At 40.0% G+C, this 14937-nt stretch carries 19 protein-coding genes and 2 pseudogenes; 13 read left to right on the top strand and 8 right to left on the bottom strand.

Annotation, left to right across the window (positions count from 1 at the left end; genetic code table 11):
- Positions 1-136 (bottom strand): annotated as a pseudogene (locus tag JMX98_RS12500) (recombinase family protein); the annotation flags it as partial.
- A gap of 253 nt (positions 137-389) precedes the next feature.
- Between JMX98_RS12500 and JMX98_RS12495 the strand changes: the two are divergent.
- Complete coding sequence (locus JMX98_RS12495) at positions 390-1529, top strand: DUF4150 domain-containing protein (protein WP_201587021.1); 1140 nt, start codon at positions 390-392, stop codon at positions 1527-1529.
- Complete coding sequence (locus JMX98_RS12490) at positions 1517-2071, top strand: hypothetical protein (RefSeq protein WP_201587019.1); 555 nt, start codon at positions 1517-1519, stop codon at positions 2069-2071. The genes JMX98_RS12495 and JMX98_RS12490 overlap by 13 nt, the downstream gene beginning before the upstream one ends.
- Before the next feature lie 154 nt (positions 2072-2225).
- On the opposite strand, the gene JMX98_RS12485 is transcribed toward JMX98_RS12490, so the two are convergent.
- Entirely contained in the window at positions 2226-2576 is a 351-nt protein-coding gene (locus tag JMX98_RS12485) for a hypothetical protein (RefSeq protein WP_201587017.1), read from the bottom strand.
- A 476-nt stretch (positions 2577-3052) separates the two neighbouring features.
- Between JMX98_RS12485 and JMX98_RS12480 the strand changes: the two genes are divergently transcribed.
- From JMX98_RS12480 to JMX98_RS12470, 4 genes and pseudogenes are all read left to right on the top strand, one after another.
- Positions 3053-3256, top strand: coding sequence for a hypothetical protein (locus JMX98_RS12480; protein WP_201587016.1), 204 nt, complete (start codon positions 3053-3055; stop codon positions 3254-3256).
- A pseudogene (locus tag JMX98_RS14340) lies at positions 3228-3314 on the top strand (hypothetical protein); the annotation flags it as partial. The gene JMX98_RS12480 and the pseudogene JMX98_RS14340, both read left to right, overlap by 29 nt.
- A 39-nt stretch (positions 3315-3353) precedes the next feature.
- Positions 3354-4145 carry a hypothetical protein gene (locus JMX98_RS12475; RefSeq protein ID WP_265089387.1) on the top strand — a complete coding sequence of 264 codons (792 nt, stop codon included), beginning with the start codon at positions 3354-3356 and terminating at the stop codon, positions 4143-4145.
- A 25-nt stretch (positions 4146-4170) separates the two neighbouring features.
- Entirely contained in the window at positions 4171-4713 is a 543-nt protein-coding gene (locus JMX98_RS12470; protein ID WP_201587012.1) for a hypothetical protein, read from the top strand.
- Positions 4714-4916: 203 nt separating this feature from the next.
- On the opposite strand, the gene JMX98_RS12465 is transcribed toward JMX98_RS12470, so the two are convergent.
- From JMX98_RS12465 to JMX98_RS12455, 3 genes are all read right to left on the bottom strand, one after another.
- Positions 4917-5219: a helix-turn-helix domain-containing protein gene (locus JMX98_RS12465; RefSeq protein ID WP_144297969.1), complete on the bottom strand. Its 303-nt coding sequence runs from the start codon at positions 5217-5219 to the stop codon at positions 4917-4919.
- 1 nt (position 5220) lies between these two features.
- On the bottom strand, positions 5221-5568 hold the full coding sequence (locus JMX98_RS12460; RefSeq protein ID WP_201587011.1) for a type II toxin-antitoxin system RelE/ParE family toxin: 348 nt from the start codon (positions 5566-5568) through the stop codon (positions 5221-5223).
- 72 nt (positions 5569-5640) lie between these two features.
- The gene (locus JMX98_RS12455) at positions 5641-6591 is read right to left on the bottom strand and encodes a DNA-binding protein (RefSeq protein WP_201587010.1); all 951 of its coding nucleotides are present in this window, start codon (positions 6589-6591) and stop codon (positions 5641-5643) included.
- 275 nt (positions 6592-6866) lie between these two features.
- Here JMX98_RS12455 and JMX98_RS12450 point away from each other — a divergent pair, with 275 nt between their 5' ends.
- Positions 6867-7373 carry a plasmid replication DNA-binding protein gene (locus tag JMX98_RS12450; RefSeq protein WP_201587008.1) on the top strand — a complete coding sequence of 169 codons (507 nt, stop codon included), beginning with the start codon at positions 6867-6869 and terminating at the stop codon, positions 7371-7373.
- Positions 7374-7396: 23 nt separating this feature from the next.
- Here JMX98_RS12450 and JMX98_RS12445 read toward each other — a convergent pair whose 3' ends face one another.
- Positions 7397-8332 (bottom strand): replication initiation protein, encoded by a 936-nt coding sequence (locus JMX98_RS12445; RefSeq protein WP_087815676.1) that lies wholly within the window; start codon positions 8330-8332, stop codon positions 7397-7399.
- Positions 8333-8704: 372 nt separating this feature from the next.
- Entirely contained in the window at positions 8705-10828 is a 2124-nt protein-coding gene (locus JMX98_RS12440; protein WP_201587007.1) for a MobA/MobL family protein, read from the bottom strand.
- A 288-nt stretch (positions 10829-11116) separates the two neighbouring features.
- Here JMX98_RS12440 and JMX98_RS12435 point away from each other — a divergent pair, with 288 nt between their 5' ends.
- From JMX98_RS12435 to JMX98_RS12415, 6 genes are all read left to right on the top strand, one after another.
- The gene (locus tag JMX98_RS12435; RefSeq protein ID WP_201587005.1) at positions 11117-11569 is read left to right on the top strand and encodes a hypothetical protein; all 453 of its coding nucleotides are present in this window, start codon (positions 11117-11119) and stop codon (positions 11567-11569) included.
- A gap of 203 nt (positions 11570-11772) precedes the next feature.
- Positions 11773-12069 carry an IS630 transposase-related protein gene (locus JMX98_RS14120; protein WP_320157769.1) on the top strand — a complete coding sequence of 99 codons (297 nt, stop codon included), beginning with the start codon at positions 11773-11775 and terminating at the stop codon, positions 12067-12069.
- Positions 12044-12550, top strand: a complete 507-nt coding sequence (locus JMX98_RS14115; protein WP_227680170.1) for a transposase — start codon at positions 12044-12046, stop codon at positions 12548-12550. The genes JMX98_RS14120 and JMX98_RS14115 overlap by 26 nt, the downstream gene beginning before the upstream one ends.
- A gap of 67 nt (positions 12551-12617) precedes the next feature.
- The gene (locus JMX98_RS12425; protein ID WP_201587003.1) at positions 12618-13199 is read left to right on the top strand and encodes a hypothetical protein; all 582 of its coding nucleotides are present in this window, start codon (positions 12618-12620) and stop codon (positions 13197-13199) included.
- A gap of 343 nt (positions 13200-13542) precedes the next feature.
- Complete coding sequence (locus JMX98_RS12420; RefSeq protein WP_201587001.1) at positions 13543-13743, top strand: hypothetical protein; 201 nt, start codon at positions 13543-13545, stop codon at positions 13741-13743.
- A gap of 388 nt (positions 13744-14131) precedes the next feature.
- Positions 14132-14338 carry a hypothetical protein gene (locus JMX98_RS12415; protein ID WP_201586999.1) on the top strand — a complete coding sequence of 69 codons (207 nt, stop codon included), beginning with the start codon at positions 14132-14134 and terminating at the stop codon, positions 14336-14338.
- 126 nt (positions 14339-14464) lie between these two features.
- On the opposite strand, the gene JMX98_RS12410 is transcribed toward JMX98_RS12415, so the two are convergent.
- A partial coding sequence (locus tag JMX98_RS12410) for a recombinase family protein (RefSeq protein ID WP_201586997.1) occupies positions 14465-14937 on the bottom strand: 473 nt, incomplete at its 5' end.

Raw genomic sequence — 14937 nt, 5'->3', positions numbered from 1 at the left:
TAGCGCCTGATTCGTTTTCGACATAGAAGGCAGCAATTTTGTGGCCATGATCGTTGGCAAATGCTATGAGCTCGCTTTTGGCACGCTTAGCATCTTGTTCTTTGGTAGACGCTCGTAGATACGCTCTGATAAACATAAACACCTAAAACAGTCTGTTATAAGTGGTTCCATTATACCAGTCTGTTTTAAGTGGTCTGTTAATAGGTTTGAAGGGTAAAACAGCTGGTTCCTTTGGGGTATACCGCTATAAATCTAGTTGAATGCTGATTAGATACCATAACCGTAATTGCGTCTACAAATTAGACACATTGTGATTGTACAAAAGTTTGGATTACATAGCGTAATAGCAATGGCTAGATCAATTTTAACTCTAGAAGGAAATATAAATAATGACCAAGATGCCATCAGCAGGATCCAAAGATACGGTACTTATGGCAATCAGTAATGGGCCCTCATTCAATTACACCTCACATAAAAAAGATGCTATTGCTGGTTATACCTTGTACGCATTTATCGATAATGCAGAGGCAACAGCCGAACATACCTTTTTTAACGGTCAGCCTGCATATTTACTTGATCAAACCACTCAGCCCAAATGTTTCGGTGATGCCGCAGGTATTGGGGGCGGTGTAAAATCAGGGACGATAGGCGGTGAAGTCAAACCTATATCAGGGTCAAGCACGATATTTATCGAAGGCAAGGCGCTGGTTAGAGAAGGTGATGCTTGCACGATGAATAACGGCAATGTCAAAGGAATGTATGTCACGGTAGATGCCGCTCAGGCTGAGCAAATTATGGCGCAATGGACTGATCAGTCAACTGAGCAAGCTTTAGCAGATGGCGGGCTTTGGGTGGGTCCTGGAGGGGGAAATGCTGATCGACGGACTGGTAAGGTGTACCCTACAAAATCTGAACAGGCTTTAGAGGTCACTAGAATTAGGGAAGCATATGAGACCATGATTGCTAGAGCTAGGTTCTTAGGACAAGATTTTGCGGCAGATAATCTACAACGCTTTATTGATGGTGAAGGTGGTGTTAAAAATATTCCTTCTGACTATATTAGGCAATATGGCGCTATACAAGATGCAGAACAAAGAATCAGAGGTTATATTGAGAACAATCAATTACAGGGTGAAACAGGTGAATTTTCTATAGACGATAATAAAATAGTATCTAAAGACAGCTGGGATGCTGATATCTACGAATACAACCCACTTTCTGAGTTAGCCTACGCATCAGGAGCAAGTGATATCAGATCGGATGTTGAAATAGTATTATATAAAGATGGCGATTCACACTATAAAGGAGAGGGGATTGTCAGTATGAATTGGAGTGATCCTTACGATTGGAATGAAGGACAAGGGTTTCGCATACCGGGAACGGGTATGGTGAGCGATGACGATGGTATATATCTAAAAGAAAACGACGGTGCAAAAGATTTTTTAATGGAATCCAAATGGCAGTCATCTTTTGAAGGTATCTATAACCCAGAAACTAAAAAATGGGAATCGATCGAATGGATAGATTGACTTTTGCTTTATGCTGTTGCTTTTTCATTTCCCTAACCTCGTCATGCACTGTGCAAAGAGATTATATTCCATTAAACCTAGAGAAGCTCGAAATAGTAAATAATGTCATCGAAAGCCAGTGTTTAAATAAGTTTGATAACGATGTGTTGATAACTGTATTGGAAAACGAGAACATAAGCTATGTTGTTGAAAACAATAAAGTTTACATGGAGAGAAGAGTAATGAATAAAAAGGATTTTTTTGATAATATCAACCGTGATATACAAAACGAACTTTTAGATGACAATATTCCAGAAGGATATGTCCCATTTAAGTACAGAAGGTTAAACAAAAGAGCCAATAGATATGAAACAAGACCACTAGATAATCTAGACAAAGCTTTGCTGCCAGATATTATAAAAAGAGGAGGTTTTAAATATGTTGTTATCAATAATTGTCTTTATGTAGAACGAGAATTGATAGACAATCAAGATTTTCTTAGTAAAGCAGTCCGTATGCTAGATTTTGAGCGTGGCGAAGGACCTGACCCGTATCGGCATTAACAAAGGATCCTCCTTTGAGCTTTTGACTTCATCCGGTATCCTAATGATTACGACTATGAAAGAACCTGCCACCTAAAATCAGATACCCTCGAACTTTATAGTCATTGAAGTTTGGTTCCTGTATAGCGCACCGATCACGAATAGCAAGGTAACATTAACCTTTGTTAACTGGCTTGTAGTGTAAAAATATCGTAATTATCAATAATACAATGGCAGCCACAGCTGAAATTGATTTATTCAACTGGAAAAAATCAACTGAACCAAATATAAGAGTATATATACAAAACGCTATAACCCCTAAATCATACTTATGTTTTTTAAAGAAATTAAATATAATAATTAGAAGAAGCGTTATACCTGCTACAAGGAAAAAAGTTCCATCAAGAAACATATCTCTCATAAAAAAATAATAAATCAAAGCAAATAAAATATAAATGCCTAAACCAATTTTTTTATAAATTGAATTTTCATGTGTTGACTTAGTATTTTCTAAGTTATCTCTCATTAAATTTATTAACCTTTATCACCTGACGTAGGACTGTAAGTTAACCATTTTTTCATTCTGATCCACTTTAGTAATTTTTTACTATAACATCTGTTACTGAAATACGTTCGATGCCTGTATAGTGCATCGATCACTGATGGAATATGTATAATAAGCACACCATGAAGTATCCTGTGACTATTTCAGCGAGTTAGAACATTGATATCAGTGGTCTACAGCCAAAGTTTCAAGTCCTCACTAGGGTACCGAACCAGTGAATGAACCTGATTGATTCGCCATAGGTATACCGCTATAAATCTGCTTGAATGCTGATTAGATACCATAACCGTAATTGCGTCTACGAAGCAGACACCGTATTATTACACAAAAGTTGGGATTGCATACCGTAATAACAACGCTTAGATCAGATTTAGTTCTGGAAGGGAATATCAATAATGAGTAAATTACCATCAGCAGGCTCTAAAGATACAGTACTTATGGCAATTAGTTCTGGACCCTCATTCAATTATACCTCCCATAAAAAAGATGCTGTTGCCGGTTATACATTGTACTCATTTATCGATAATGCAGAGGCGACAGCCGAACATACCTTTTTCAACGGTCAGCCTGCTTATCTGCTGGATCAAACCATTCAGCCCAAATGCTTCGGTGATGCAGCGGGTAGAGGGGGGCGGTGTTAGATCGGGTACTGTAGGGGGTGAGGTCAAACCCACCTCAGGATCTAGCACGATATTTATCGAAGGCAAGGCGTTGATAAGAGAAGGTGACACTTGCACCATGAACAACGGCAATGTCAAAGGGAAGTATGTCACGGTAGATGCCGCTCAGGCTGAGCAAATTATGGCGCAATGGGCTGATCAAGCAACTAAGGACGCTTTAGCAGACGGTGGGCTTTGGGCGGGTACTGGAGGGCCCAGTGCTGCCGAACTGTGGCAGAAGTTCTTAGACATACCTTCTGAAACAGCAAAGAATTTGAAGGAAACAAGAGATAAGTTTCTTAGGAACTCAAAGAACTATGCGAAATTTTTCAAGGGCGACTTTAACGCAGGTATGTTGACAGCAGCTAGAAGTATTGCAGAGGACTATAACGCTGATTTCGCATATATGGAAGGTGGCGTGAATATCGGCGGTATTGAGACATTTGGTACAATTTCGATCAATGTTCATAATGGGAATGTGTATGTACCTGTAACAGCGAATGCAGGTATAAAAAGTGATTCTAAACCATCGGGCGGTGCAGTGTATGGTATAGGATGGGTAACAGATGCCCCAGATAATTTGACGGAAGTCAACGCTATGGATAGAGGGCTAGGAGGCAAAGGTAGTTATACTAATGTAGCTTACGGTGGTGGAGCAATAACCTACTCTCAAACTGATGATGGTCTGGTTAGCATGACATCTTTTGACGCAGGTCGAACGATAGGTGGTGCTAAAAGTAATGTTTTCGGTGTTGCAAGTGGCTCAACTAACATGCGTCAGTTAGATTTATCAGAACTAAATATTGAATACGATAGTAATAAAAAAGAATATATTTATAATGATAATAAAGAGTTTGAAATAGAATGGTAATCAATATAAAAAAGGCAACGATAAAATGAGATTTTTGGGAGATTTAACAGTAAAATCGCTGCTCATAAATAGTGTGATTGTTATTTTAATTATCGGTTTTATGCTAACTTTAAGCAATTCGCCTATGATGGGACCTGAACAAATAGTATTAGAAACAGAGCTTGAGCAAAAAACGCCTTGGTTAGAACAGACTTCTAAAGCTATTGCTGAGTTTATGGGTTATGAAGATGCAGATTTTGTTATTTCATCTAGAAGCAGTAGTTTTTTTAGTTATTATACCAGTCCTGAATATTCAGAAGATAAACTAATAAGTTTGGGTCAGCAATTAAAAAGCCAAGGATGGCAACCTATTAGCTTACAACAGTTTTATGACTTACAAAACTCAGGGTTACCTTTTACACCCAATCAAGAGGTTAATGATAAGTCCATTATTTTGTGTAAAGATAATGCCATTGCATTGATATGGGTAGAAAATTTACAAGGAAAGTATGAGCATACAGAGAATATATCGACTTTTATCATGATTGAACTTGATTATTTGTCACCTTGTTATGGGCTAGAGACTTAATGAGACGATCATTTTCTGAGCCTTTCCTAAAAAGTGTGTAACTATTATTTAGATTGTAGAAGTACTTACACGAAATTTAGGAAAGGCTCAAATTTTTATATAAAACCAGCTATCACACATATAGTACCAAATCTAACGCTTTCGACCACACGACCAACATGTATTTAATTAAGTTATATTTCATTTTAAGGGTCAACAACCCATTAAACCTTAAAGCCTACATGCTTTCCTGTTGGTAGCTCAACATCAATACGTAGCTTGCCGCCCATGGCTTCAACATATTTTTTCATAGTTGATATTTTAAGATCATGGCCACGATTTTCTATAGCAGACAATGACGGCTGCTTAATACCTAGGGTCTGAGCAAGCTCTTTTTGAGAGATCTCAAGCTCTTCACGGAGACGGTACAGCTGGTTTTCCAAAAGCAGCTGGTCGGCCAATTGTTGAATACGAGCTTGGCTGTCTTCTGAGCGCTCCGCTAACATCTCTTGTAGTGTCTTAGTCATGTTATGGCTCTCCTAAAGTTTTGATGTGACGCTCATACTGCTGGTCTGCAGTGGCTAGCATTTCTTTATAAAAACGCTTTTTATTGCCCTTATCACCGATACAAAGCACAATCGCTTGCCGTTTTGGATCAAAGGCAAAAAAGGCCCTGAGTGGTTTACCTCGGTGCTGAACCCGCAGCTCTTTCATGTTGGTAAATTTTGAGTCATACACGGTGTCTACTAAAGGACGACCTAAGCTTGGGCCCTGCTGCTCTAAAGCTACCAAAGCCGCTAACACCTTCTCTTGTGTCGATTGATCTTGCTGATACAGCCAATCATTGAACAGTTCGGTTGTGATGACAGTCCACATATAAAAGTCACTATATAGATTATAGTCTATATTTTACCGCTAATCGACACTCTATGCAACCAAAACGCGTGGTCACTCCTGATCTGTACTCTTATCCAGTGCCACTTGCATCTTCTCAAGCTCTATCGTTAATGCACCAGTCTTTTCTTGCTCAGCGCTATAGCTGGCCGATACCGTTTCATACTGCTTAAGCAGCAGCTGGTGATCTGTGTTTAGTGCCGCTTGCTGTTGCGTCAGCTGCTCATGAAGTCCTGATAGCTTATCGCGTTCAACGGTAATCGCTTTTAACTCGCCTTTAACCTCTGCAGTAGCGGTTGCGATCTCATTGCGCTCAGTGGTGACTGCTTTTAACTCTGTCTTAGCTGCTTCAAGTTCTGCACTTAAACGGGCAACCTCTGCTTTATCACCAGCAGCGTTAGCCTCAAGTGTGGCCACCTTCGATATGTTGGCACTCAGCTCTTTTGCTTGCTGATCAAAACTGCTACGCAGGTCACCAAGTTGGGCCTGAGCTGCCACTGTTTTAGCTCGTTCAAGCTCCAACTGGTGCTGAGTATCGCTGAGTGTCTGTGTCAGCACATCCCGTTCAGCAGTCACTTGAGCCGCGGTGATAGCCGTTGCCTCTGCAGTTGCTGTGACCTCATCGAGCTGTTCTAACAAATCAGCCTGCTCACTCTCTAGGGTCTTAACCGCTTCTTGAGCCTCATCTGTCTCAGCTTGCGACTTGGCCTTAATACTCTCTAGAGCCTCCCGTTCTTTAACCAGACGATCATTGGCAATATCAATGGCCGTCTGCCACATATCTGCACCAAGCGTTTGTAAGCGTTCAGCAATGCTACTTGGTAGCTCAACCTGTCTTAGCTGCTCTTCTTGTTGGTTATCCTGACGCCAAGACTTCATGGCTTCACTGATGGTCGTGAATGATCCACCACCCAGCGCCTTACGCACTTCGGCTAAAGTAGGTTTGATACCTTGTTCGTGCAGTTGATCAGCAATAGAATGAATTTGCTGTGTAGTAATGGCCATAATTATTATCCTTAATTTTGTATGAGTAAATATGTAGCGTTTGTAGTATGTTGTATATAGTATAATATAATATACAACATACTACAATATAGAATACAAAAAACCTCGGGTGATTTGAGGTGTCTTTTAATGTATTGAGTTGATGGTTGGCCGCAGACACGGATAGAGCATTAGTATTTGCCAAATGGTGAGGTTGGTGCGATAGTTACTCACTGAACGTTCTGAACAGTTGCACTATACAGGTCTTAAAAACGTACTTGAACACTAGGTGAGCAATGAACATATCGGTGACAAAAGCAGCGCAACAGTGGGGTGTATCGAGAACCACTATCTATCAGAAGATCAATGATGGCGAGCTTTCCAGAACAGCAGATAAGAAAATAGACGTTTCAGAAATGTTGCGAGTGTTTGGCGAGCCAATTTCTAAAAAACGTACTGAACGTTCAGCGGACGCTGTCCAAAGTACACCTCTGAACAATCAAAGTGTTCAGTACAATACGGACATTGAACACCAATTAGCGCTTGAAAAGCTCAAGAATGAACATCTCAGCCAACAGGTAAACGATCAAAAACAGTTAATTGAAAATTATCAGCAACAGATAGGACAATTGAACAAAACACTGGATAAAGCCAACGCCAGTATCCAAGATTTCGCACAAGTGAGACTGTTAGAGTTTAAGCAAGCTGAAATGAGCGATGAGCCGCCACTTGCACAAGAGCAAGAAAAAAGAGACGATTCAATCGTCGTGATGGCTAAGAAGAAAAAACGGTGGTTCTTTTGACTATAAGGATTTTTGAAAAAACATTAGTGTTTAATCTTTGGTAAATAGCTCTCTAAAGCCTTATTGGGCTTGTTAAAGCTTTCAGGCTCTCGCTGTATGATATTAATCATTTCGCGCTTAAATGCGTCAGTCTGCATTTTGCCGTCATAACTTAGGCTTGGATGATCGTTATAATCATTCATAAACTGCACGCTATCGACAATGGACTGGATGGCTGCTTGCGATAATGCACCGTCTGCACCCGTTAGCTTGTCTAATGTTTTTTTATGGAAACTCAGCTTTAAGCCTCTAAATCCCTTACCTCTCGATTTCTTCTGATACTCCACGCTAACACTATAGTTTGTATTCTCGTTAATGTCGTTAATAGCTGTTTCAATAACAAATTGTCGCAAATGACCGAACTGCTTGTATTTACCTTTGACATTCATTACATGCTTAAATTCTTCAAGTGTAAAATCTTTGCTGTACTGAAACTGATTAACCCACATAACGACTAATTCATATAAACGTATTGAGTGGATACTTGATAACTCGCCGATTTCAAGCAACTTATACTTAGTAAAATTAGCTCTTAGCTGTGTCAAATAAGGCAAAATCTTTTCTGCAAAAGATAAAGAAACTTCTCCGTTATCCGGGTCATAGACAATACTACTGATAAGTCTTGTTTGAAGTATTTTGTTTTCGGGCAAGCTCATTACAATATCAACGTCATACAAACGCTTACTTGCGTTTTCCATATCACGATAGACGTTCTGCTCGTTTTTAGACTTCTTACCAAAGAACAGTGACTTTATATCATCTACAGACACTTTAAATTCAGTCTGTTTTGTTACTTCTGGTGCGTCAGGTCTGCTGTCTATCTGACTAATACACGCTAGCATTAGCTCTTTGTCTGTTTTTTGCATTGTGTATGTTGCTAAAATCAGCTCGTTTGATTGAACAACTAAATTATTTTCCATTTTTAATCCTGCTCATTTACTGTTTTTTTAAAAACATTCAAGCTATGGTAACATCAAAAACAGTCAAATAAACAGTATTTAATATATAACTGTTTTTTCTGCTCATTTACTGTTTTTTCTGCTCATTTACTGTTTTTTCTGCTCATTTACTGTTTTTTCTGCTCATTTACTGTTTTTTCTCTTTGTAAGCTATTGATATTAAAGGTGAAAAAAGGCTCTTAAACAGGAGTAAACAGGAGTAAACAGGATCAAATAAAAACCCTTAAAGAAACGGGTGATAAAATTTTCTGTGGATAAGTGAAAAAACATCACTTAAACCACGTAGCTTGCATCAGCAATTTATCCCTCAATAATGGTTTCTTGAGGATTAGACTAAGGACTAAACCCTCGGCTAGGTGAACGAGCTTTATTAATTTGATGTTGGTAAGACTCTAAACCGTCCTGTAGTGCTCTGTATTGTCCTTCAGACAGCTCTTTGCCATATTGCTCAGTAAACGTCTCTAAAGTGGCTTTAAGCGCCTCTGAGTAGGTTTTACGCGGGGTTGGTGGTAAAGAGTTAACATCACGCAAAGCAAACTTAAACTGCTGACAGGTTTTATCTAAGGTATCTGCTAGATGTTCTTTGGCAACGTCTCTTGCCTCAGCTGGGCAGTTATCCTGATTGATGTAATCCATTAATTCTTCTATATAGCTGAACGATGACATGGTGTCCCGAGTCATTCTGCCAACCTCTCCTGCGCTACCGCCCAGTTTGTCGATAATACTGCTATTAAATGCCGTTCGTTTTTGATCGATATTGTCTCTAAAATCTGTAAAATGCTTGGTAAGCGCTAGATACTGCTCACGTTCAGCATTAGGATCACGCAACAGCTTAATAATGGCTTTGTTGTTCTCAACCAGCGTGTGATCAAAACGTTTGGCCACTTGGCGTAAGTGCGCGGTAAATTCCACCGCTTTATCGTGGTCCTCAATACCATGGCGCTGTGCAAACTCGCTAAGTAGTGCCACTTGACGCTGATCAAATTTATCAGGGGCGTCAGCCGCGGTTTCTCCTTGCGCCCAGTTGATAGCCATCGCCTCACCATGACGTTGTATCAAGCGCATCGCTAGGTGCAGCTTCATACGTTCAGCATACTCAAAGATTCTCTCATCTTTAAAACGGTTTGCTCGAGTGTCTCGATCAATACGTCCTTCTTGTCGATCAAGTCGAGCAGCTCTTGCTCGTCGTGCGTTGTCATCGAAGGGGCTGGGGGTTGGTCTTGCACTTCGCTCAGTTGCTTTGTTAATTTCAATATCTGATTTTCCGATAGCTTCAGTGATTCCCTCGATTGCTTGTTTTGTGTCATTAATTCTTTGTTTTGTGTCATCACATCGCTTTGGTAGGTTTTCGCATCGTTTAGCTGCCCAAGCAATGCCTGATTTTGCCTCTTCAATACATCGTTTTGTGTCGTCAACTCGAACTGCTGTTCTATTATTTTGTTTTGTGCAGTATGTAATGTAGTATTCTGAGCTTCCAGAGAGGTGTTTTGCAAAGTCAGCTCGTTGTTTTGTGCCTCCAATGCTGCCAGGTAGTCTTGCATTTTTCTCAGTTGCCCAAGCAAGTCCTTTTCTAAGTGCGCTAATTCGTCGCTCATTGTCTGCCTCCTGTTTGATATGGTTGTCAGCCACCAATTTGTTACGTGCTTTGATGGCGCGGTTGGTATTGCCTTTTTCGGTTGTGATGCCTCGACGCTCCATTGCCGTCGCCTCAACGCCCATTTTAATGGTGGGCTGCTGATCAAGCCCCTGATCCTTATAACTGCGTGCATCCATCAGCGGTAAATGATATTCGGCCAACACCTTATTGGCGGTATCTACCCACATCTCACGAATACGCTTAATCTCCTGCATCGATGACGGCAGATCATGCGCCTTACGTTTTTTATTAGACCACTCAAACGGGGTCTTAAGCTTTGGATCAAATGCCAAGGTTTTATTTGGTCCAACGGTAGGCGCTCGAGTAGTGACTAAAATATGCGCGTGAAAATTACGGGGATCAGGGTTCTCCTCACCCTCACGCAAATACTTCGAGCTTGGCGGTACATTAGGATCAAAAGGCAATTTCATCACCGGACGATGGATACACACATCCGCAATCACATCCATATCGTCACAAAGCTTTTGAGCAAAGTTGATAGCCAGTGAATGGCGCTCTTCCTCAGACAACTCATGAGGCAAATTAATCAGCCACTCACGCGCTACCCGACTGTCCGAACGTGTCTCTGCCGCTTCAGCGGTATTCCAAAGCGTCTCCCGATCCACACTCACACCAAGCGCCTTTAATGAAAATGGTAAAACGATATCGCTGCTCATCACCCCAGACTTTTTACTATAGTCATGGGTCTTGCCATATTTGGCATCATCAAGCACATCGCCAGCACGATAGGCCGCCGACGCCACTGCCGACTGCCCTGCTTTTCGAGAAATTGCCTTTGTTGCAATGTGTACCATCGTCATAAAAGAGCCACCTGCTATTTTTGCTTTTTGCACACCACCGCTTTTCGTGGTGTGCGGGGTTTGGGGTTTCCCCAACGAAGAAGGATTCAAAATTAAGAATAGTAACGAAGTGGATAGATTAAATTTTGAGTCGTTACTTCGCCCTTAGTCAGGGGGACATCACCATCACCCATTAAAATAAAATATATCAGATTTAGAGTTATTCTACCTTAAAGAGTAGCATAGATCATTGAATGATGCCTGGCGCCTTGCTATGCTAAATCAATATTAATAAAAGGAGTTGTGATTATGTCAGGATCTATTTTTGATAATCAAGAATTCAATAAGTTAAAAGAGCGTCAACGCTTAGAAGAGTTAAAGCGTAAAGCTAAGCTGCAGCAAGTGAAGCTTGATAAGCGATTAAACAAACAAAAAATATTGATGGGCGCTTTTTTAGGACAGGTGTTAGCAGGAGGGAGTGAGGATGAAAAATTTATTCAAAACTACTTTGCGAAAAACTTTCCAGAGTTTTTAACCAGAAAGTCAGATAAAGAGTTGTTTGCAAGTATGGTGAAAAGCTTGGGTGGTGATATAGGCCTAGATAAAGAGTCGTCTAAAGCTAATGATCAGCCAGCTGATCAGGAGCATGATCAAGTTGAGCAGCCTGATGATACGGAATATACGGATAATGACATCCGTGAGTTATTCTCAGATCAGCAGGTTGATGCGTTACCGCCCTATAATGAAGGTTATCGTGGATAATGTATTTTTAGTTAGGCACAAGTAAATCGTGGACGCTATTTATTCCAAATATCTCTACTAATAATGTAGCTAGTCATACTATGATGAGCCTAAGCCGCTCAACTTCTATAGAGCGTTCTGATGAAGTGCCAATCATTTGGCAGGAGTAGTATGACTTACTCACTAGATTATCGCAAACAAGTTCTTAAAGCTTAGCAGATGGCATGACCTTTGCCGAGGCAGCCTCTTTTTATGACATTAGTCCAACCACTATTCAAAAGTGGAAGAAACGGCTGCATAGTAAGAGCACTCGCAATGTTACGCCATCAAAAATACCGGATGATGCACTACGCAAAGACGTTGAGCGTTACCCTGATGACTATCACTATGAGAGAGCAAGACGGTTCAACTGTACTGCCCCAGCCATTTGTGAGGCTTTAAAACGCCTAGGCATCAGTCAAAAAAAAGACCTTAGAGCATCCAAAAGCATGTCCAATAAAAAGAGCGGCGTATCAGAGTAAGCTTGATAACTTTAAACAGCAAGGTTATCCCATTGTGTATATGGACGAAAGCGGTTTTGAAAGCCAGACCATTCGTCCTCATGGTTATGCACCCGACAGCTACAACTGGCAAGGTAAAAAGCGAACCAACGTCATTGGGGCTCTATATGAAAAGATGCTATTTGCACTGGATTACTTTGAACACAACATTAACAGCGGCATATTCTACGATTGGTGCAAACACACCCTAATCCCAAGCCTTAAAACCAAATGCGTGATTGTCATGGATAACGCTCGGTTTCATAAAAGTAGACGTATCCAAAAATTACTGAACAGGCATGGTCATCGTATCCTATGGCTGCCGCCGTACAGCCCAGACTTGAACCCTATTGAGAAAAAATGGGCTCAAGTGAAGTTTCTACGCCAAGGGTGGATGGAAAATGACTTATCCAAATTATTTTATGATGTTTGTCCTAGACATAACACTTTTGTTTTGAACTGACTATAGCTTCTCAGTTGAGAGGCTATTGTTTTTTATATAGTTACATTCATAAGGAGGTAATAAGCACATGATGGAAATATGGCTACCCTTAACTCCTATAATAATATTCTATTTATTTATATCTCTATATAACCGCAAAAGAAAACATAGGACTATTTGGAAAGGTAGAGTGTTTGATAACTTTAGTATAATTTTTATATTGTCATTAGGTTTTTTTGCAGGTATTGCGCACATTTTAGATCCTAATAGCTATGCTAGAGGGATAGGAAGTGGGAACTTTAGTTATTTGTATACTACTGCAAGGATAATGGGCTGGTGGGTTTTAGCTTTAATGTATACAGGTATCCATCATAGATTTATGAAGAAAGAAAAATTAATATGTTGTGAAAAATCTGAGCTAGAAGACGAACTAGATTTACAATGGATAGGCTATAAAGTTATATTTGTACTGATGTGCTTTACGGCCATATTATCAGGTGGGTATAGTTTTTTGACTCGGAACTGTTGGGGTCTATTTGAAAGTCGTTATATTCAAGATCCCTTTATGTGGTGGGCAGAGCTTGGCTGGTGTATTGCAGGTCTAGTTGGTATCTGGACTTATTTCAAATACATTAGGTACTGGAATGGTAAAGATCTATTCAATAAATAAGTATACCTATGGCGAATCAATCAGGTGCCTTCACTGGTTCGGTCCCCTAGTGAGGACTTGAACGCTAAGCTGTGAGCTAATGGCATCAACGTTTTAACTCGCTGAAATAGTCACAGTGTACTTCATGGTGTACTTATTATATATATTCTGTTCGTGATCGGTGCGCTATACAGGCATCGAACAGTATTTCAACAACGGGAGTTATGGAAGATAATTGTTGAGAGAACTCGTTGTACTCTGATTCTATTGGATATAACTTTAAAAATGACATTGTATTTTTGATGTATTATCTTGCCTAACAACCTTATTAACACATCTATTATCAGATTATACAATGACTCATATGAATCCAACACTTGTTCTAAACCTACCTCCAAAATTCATTAGCTTATTGCAAGAAGCAGTAGCTTATCGCATTAGTTCTATGCAACATTTGTTAGACAATCCTAGCATTTCAGATGAAGAGTTAGCTGAAATTGATTATGGAAACGATCAGATGATTTTACAAATCATTAGACCTCTTGCAAAAGTACCGTTTTATTAACCTTCGTTAACGAAGTATCAAGGGCTAGCAATGACTTATGCAAGAGATCTATTAATGATGACCTAAGAAACATAAACAATCAAATTAAAGCTGATTTCTATCAGCTGAGTCAAAATGAAAGTTCGACTCAAACGACTCTTAAGTTATTTGGCAAACCAATTGACGAGAAAGAAGAAATAATCTTTGTATTCTCAGCCAAATCTTACGATGATGCTATGACCATTAGGAATCGTTTTTTAGGCTTTCCGTTGTATAAGCCTATGCCTGATAATTAATGTATGTAGACATTTTTGAATTTTGGTCTACCTAAACCATAGTTGATAACCGTTAGTTTTCAACTCTAGAATATATTATTCTTAACTTATCTGTTTTTTTAGGGAGGTTTGTAATGACTACGGTTGTATATCATCTTGAACATACAGTTAAAGGCTTAGATGATAGTACTAAGATGCTAGGTATCTACAGTACGAGAGAAGAAGCAGAAAAAGCGATAAATTTCCTTAGCGATAAACCCGGTTTCAGGGATTCATTAGACGATTTTCTAATCGATGAATATGAGGTTGATAAAATCTGTTGGTCTAGTGGTTTCGGCTAATAGCCCCGATCTAAGCTATTTGATGCCTGTATAGATTCCTCATAGATATATCCCAGCGGAACCATCTAAAAAGGCTCACTAATCAATTAATAGACTACTCATAGTAGACTGCTGTATTGGAACCACTTAACGAGTACTGAGCATCCTCAGTCTTTCCTTGGCCACATCAGCGATCAAATGCCTTGAGCACTTGGCCATTTTCTGAATATCAGAATAGCTATGGCCTGATTTGAGTAGACTAGCGATGATCTTGCGCTTTTCGGTATCCTTCCCACGACCGGCATACTTACCTTCTACTTTAGCACGAGCAATACCTTGCATCTGACGGTTACGCCGATCTTCATAATCTTTTCGAGCAATGGCTGCGAGCATATCCAGCATCATCGAGTTAATGGCCTGCAATACACTGCTCATAAATTCTGTACTGCTTTCAGATTGAAGCGCCATATATGAGGTCGGCAGCTCTTTTGACACGATAGAGAGCTTTTTCTCTGATAGCATTCTTTTTAGCGTATCCCAATCAGCTTGGTTCAAACGCGCCAAGCGATCAATCTGCTCAACTAAGATCACATCGCCCTTATGAGCGTCTTCAATCAGCT

The organism is Psychrobacter sp. HII-4 (assembly GCF_904846595.1).
Taxonomy (GTDB): Bacteria; Pseudomonadota; Gammaproteobacteria; order Pseudomonadales; family Moraxellaceae; genus Psychrobacter; species Psychrobacter celer.
The sequence above is the reverse complement of the archived record's forward strand: the minus strand, read 5'-3'. Positions and strand labels throughout refer to the sequence as shown.

Bases quoted from the DNA above. Each gene is read 5' to 3' on its own strand.
- JMX98_RS12495 (WP_201587021.1), top strand. From the start codon at position 390: ATGACCAAGATGCCATCAGCAGGATCCAAAGATACGGTACTTATGGCA.
- JMX98_RS12490 (WP_201587019.1), top strand. From the start codon at position 1,517: ATGGATAGATTGACTTTTGCTTTATGCTGTTGCTTTTTCATTTCCCTA.
- JMX98_RS12485 (WP_201587017.1), bottom strand. From the start codon at position 2,576: ATGAGAGATAACTTAGAAAATACTAAGTCAACACATGAAAATTCAATT.
- JMX98_RS12480 (WP_201587016.1), top strand. From the start codon at position 3,053: ATGGCAATTAGTTCTGGACCCTCATTCAATTATACCTCCCATAAAAAA.
- JMX98_RS12475 (WP_265089387.1), top strand. From the start codon at position 3,354: ATGAACAACGGCAATGTCAAAGGGAAGTATGTCACGGTAGATGCCGCT.
- JMX98_RS12470 (WP_201587012.1), top strand. From the start codon at position 4,171: ATGAGATTTTTGGGAGATTTAACAGTAAAATCGCTGCTCATAAATAGT.
- JMX98_RS12465 (WP_144297969.1), bottom strand. From the start codon at position 5,219: ATGACTAAGACACTACAAGAGATGTTAGCGGAGCGCTCAGAAGACAGC.
- JMX98_RS12460 (WP_201587011.1), bottom strand. From the start codon at position 5,568: ATGTGGACTGTCATCACAACCGAACTGTTCAATGATTGGCTGTATCAG.
- JMX98_RS12455 (WP_201587010.1), bottom strand. From the start codon at position 6,591: ATGGCCATTACTACACAGCAAATTCATTCTATTGCTGATCAACTGCAC.
- JMX98_RS12450 (WP_201587008.1), top strand. From the start codon at position 6,867: ATGAACATATCGGTGACAAAAGCAGCGCAACAGTGGGGTGTATCGAGA.
- JMX98_RS12445 (WP_087815676.1), bottom strand. From the start codon at position 8,332: ATGGAAAATAATTTAGTTGTTCAATCAAACGAGCTGATTTTAGCAACA.
- JMX98_RS12440 (WP_201587007.1), bottom strand. From the start codon at position 10,828: ATGACGATGGTACACATTGCAACAAAGGCAATTTCTCGAAAAGCAGGG.
- JMX98_RS12435 (WP_201587005.1), top strand. From the start codon at position 11,117: ATGTCAGGATCTATTTTTGATAATCAAGAATTCAATAAGTTAAAAGAG.
- JMX98_RS14120 (WP_320157769.1), top strand. From the start codon at position 11,773: ATGACCTTTGCCGAGGCAGCCTCTTTTTATGACATTAGTCCAACCACT.
- JMX98_RS12425 (WP_201587003.1), top strand. From the start codon at position 12,618: ATGATGGAAATATGGCTACCCTTAACTCCTATAATAATATTCTATTTA.
- JMX98_RS12420 (WP_201587001.1), top strand. From the start codon at position 13,543: ATGAATCCAACACTTGTTCTAAACCTACCTCCAAAATTCATTAGCTTA.
- JMX98_RS12415 (WP_201586999.1), top strand. From the start codon at position 14,132: ATGACTACGGTTGTATATCATCTTGAACATACAGTTAAAGGCTTAGAT.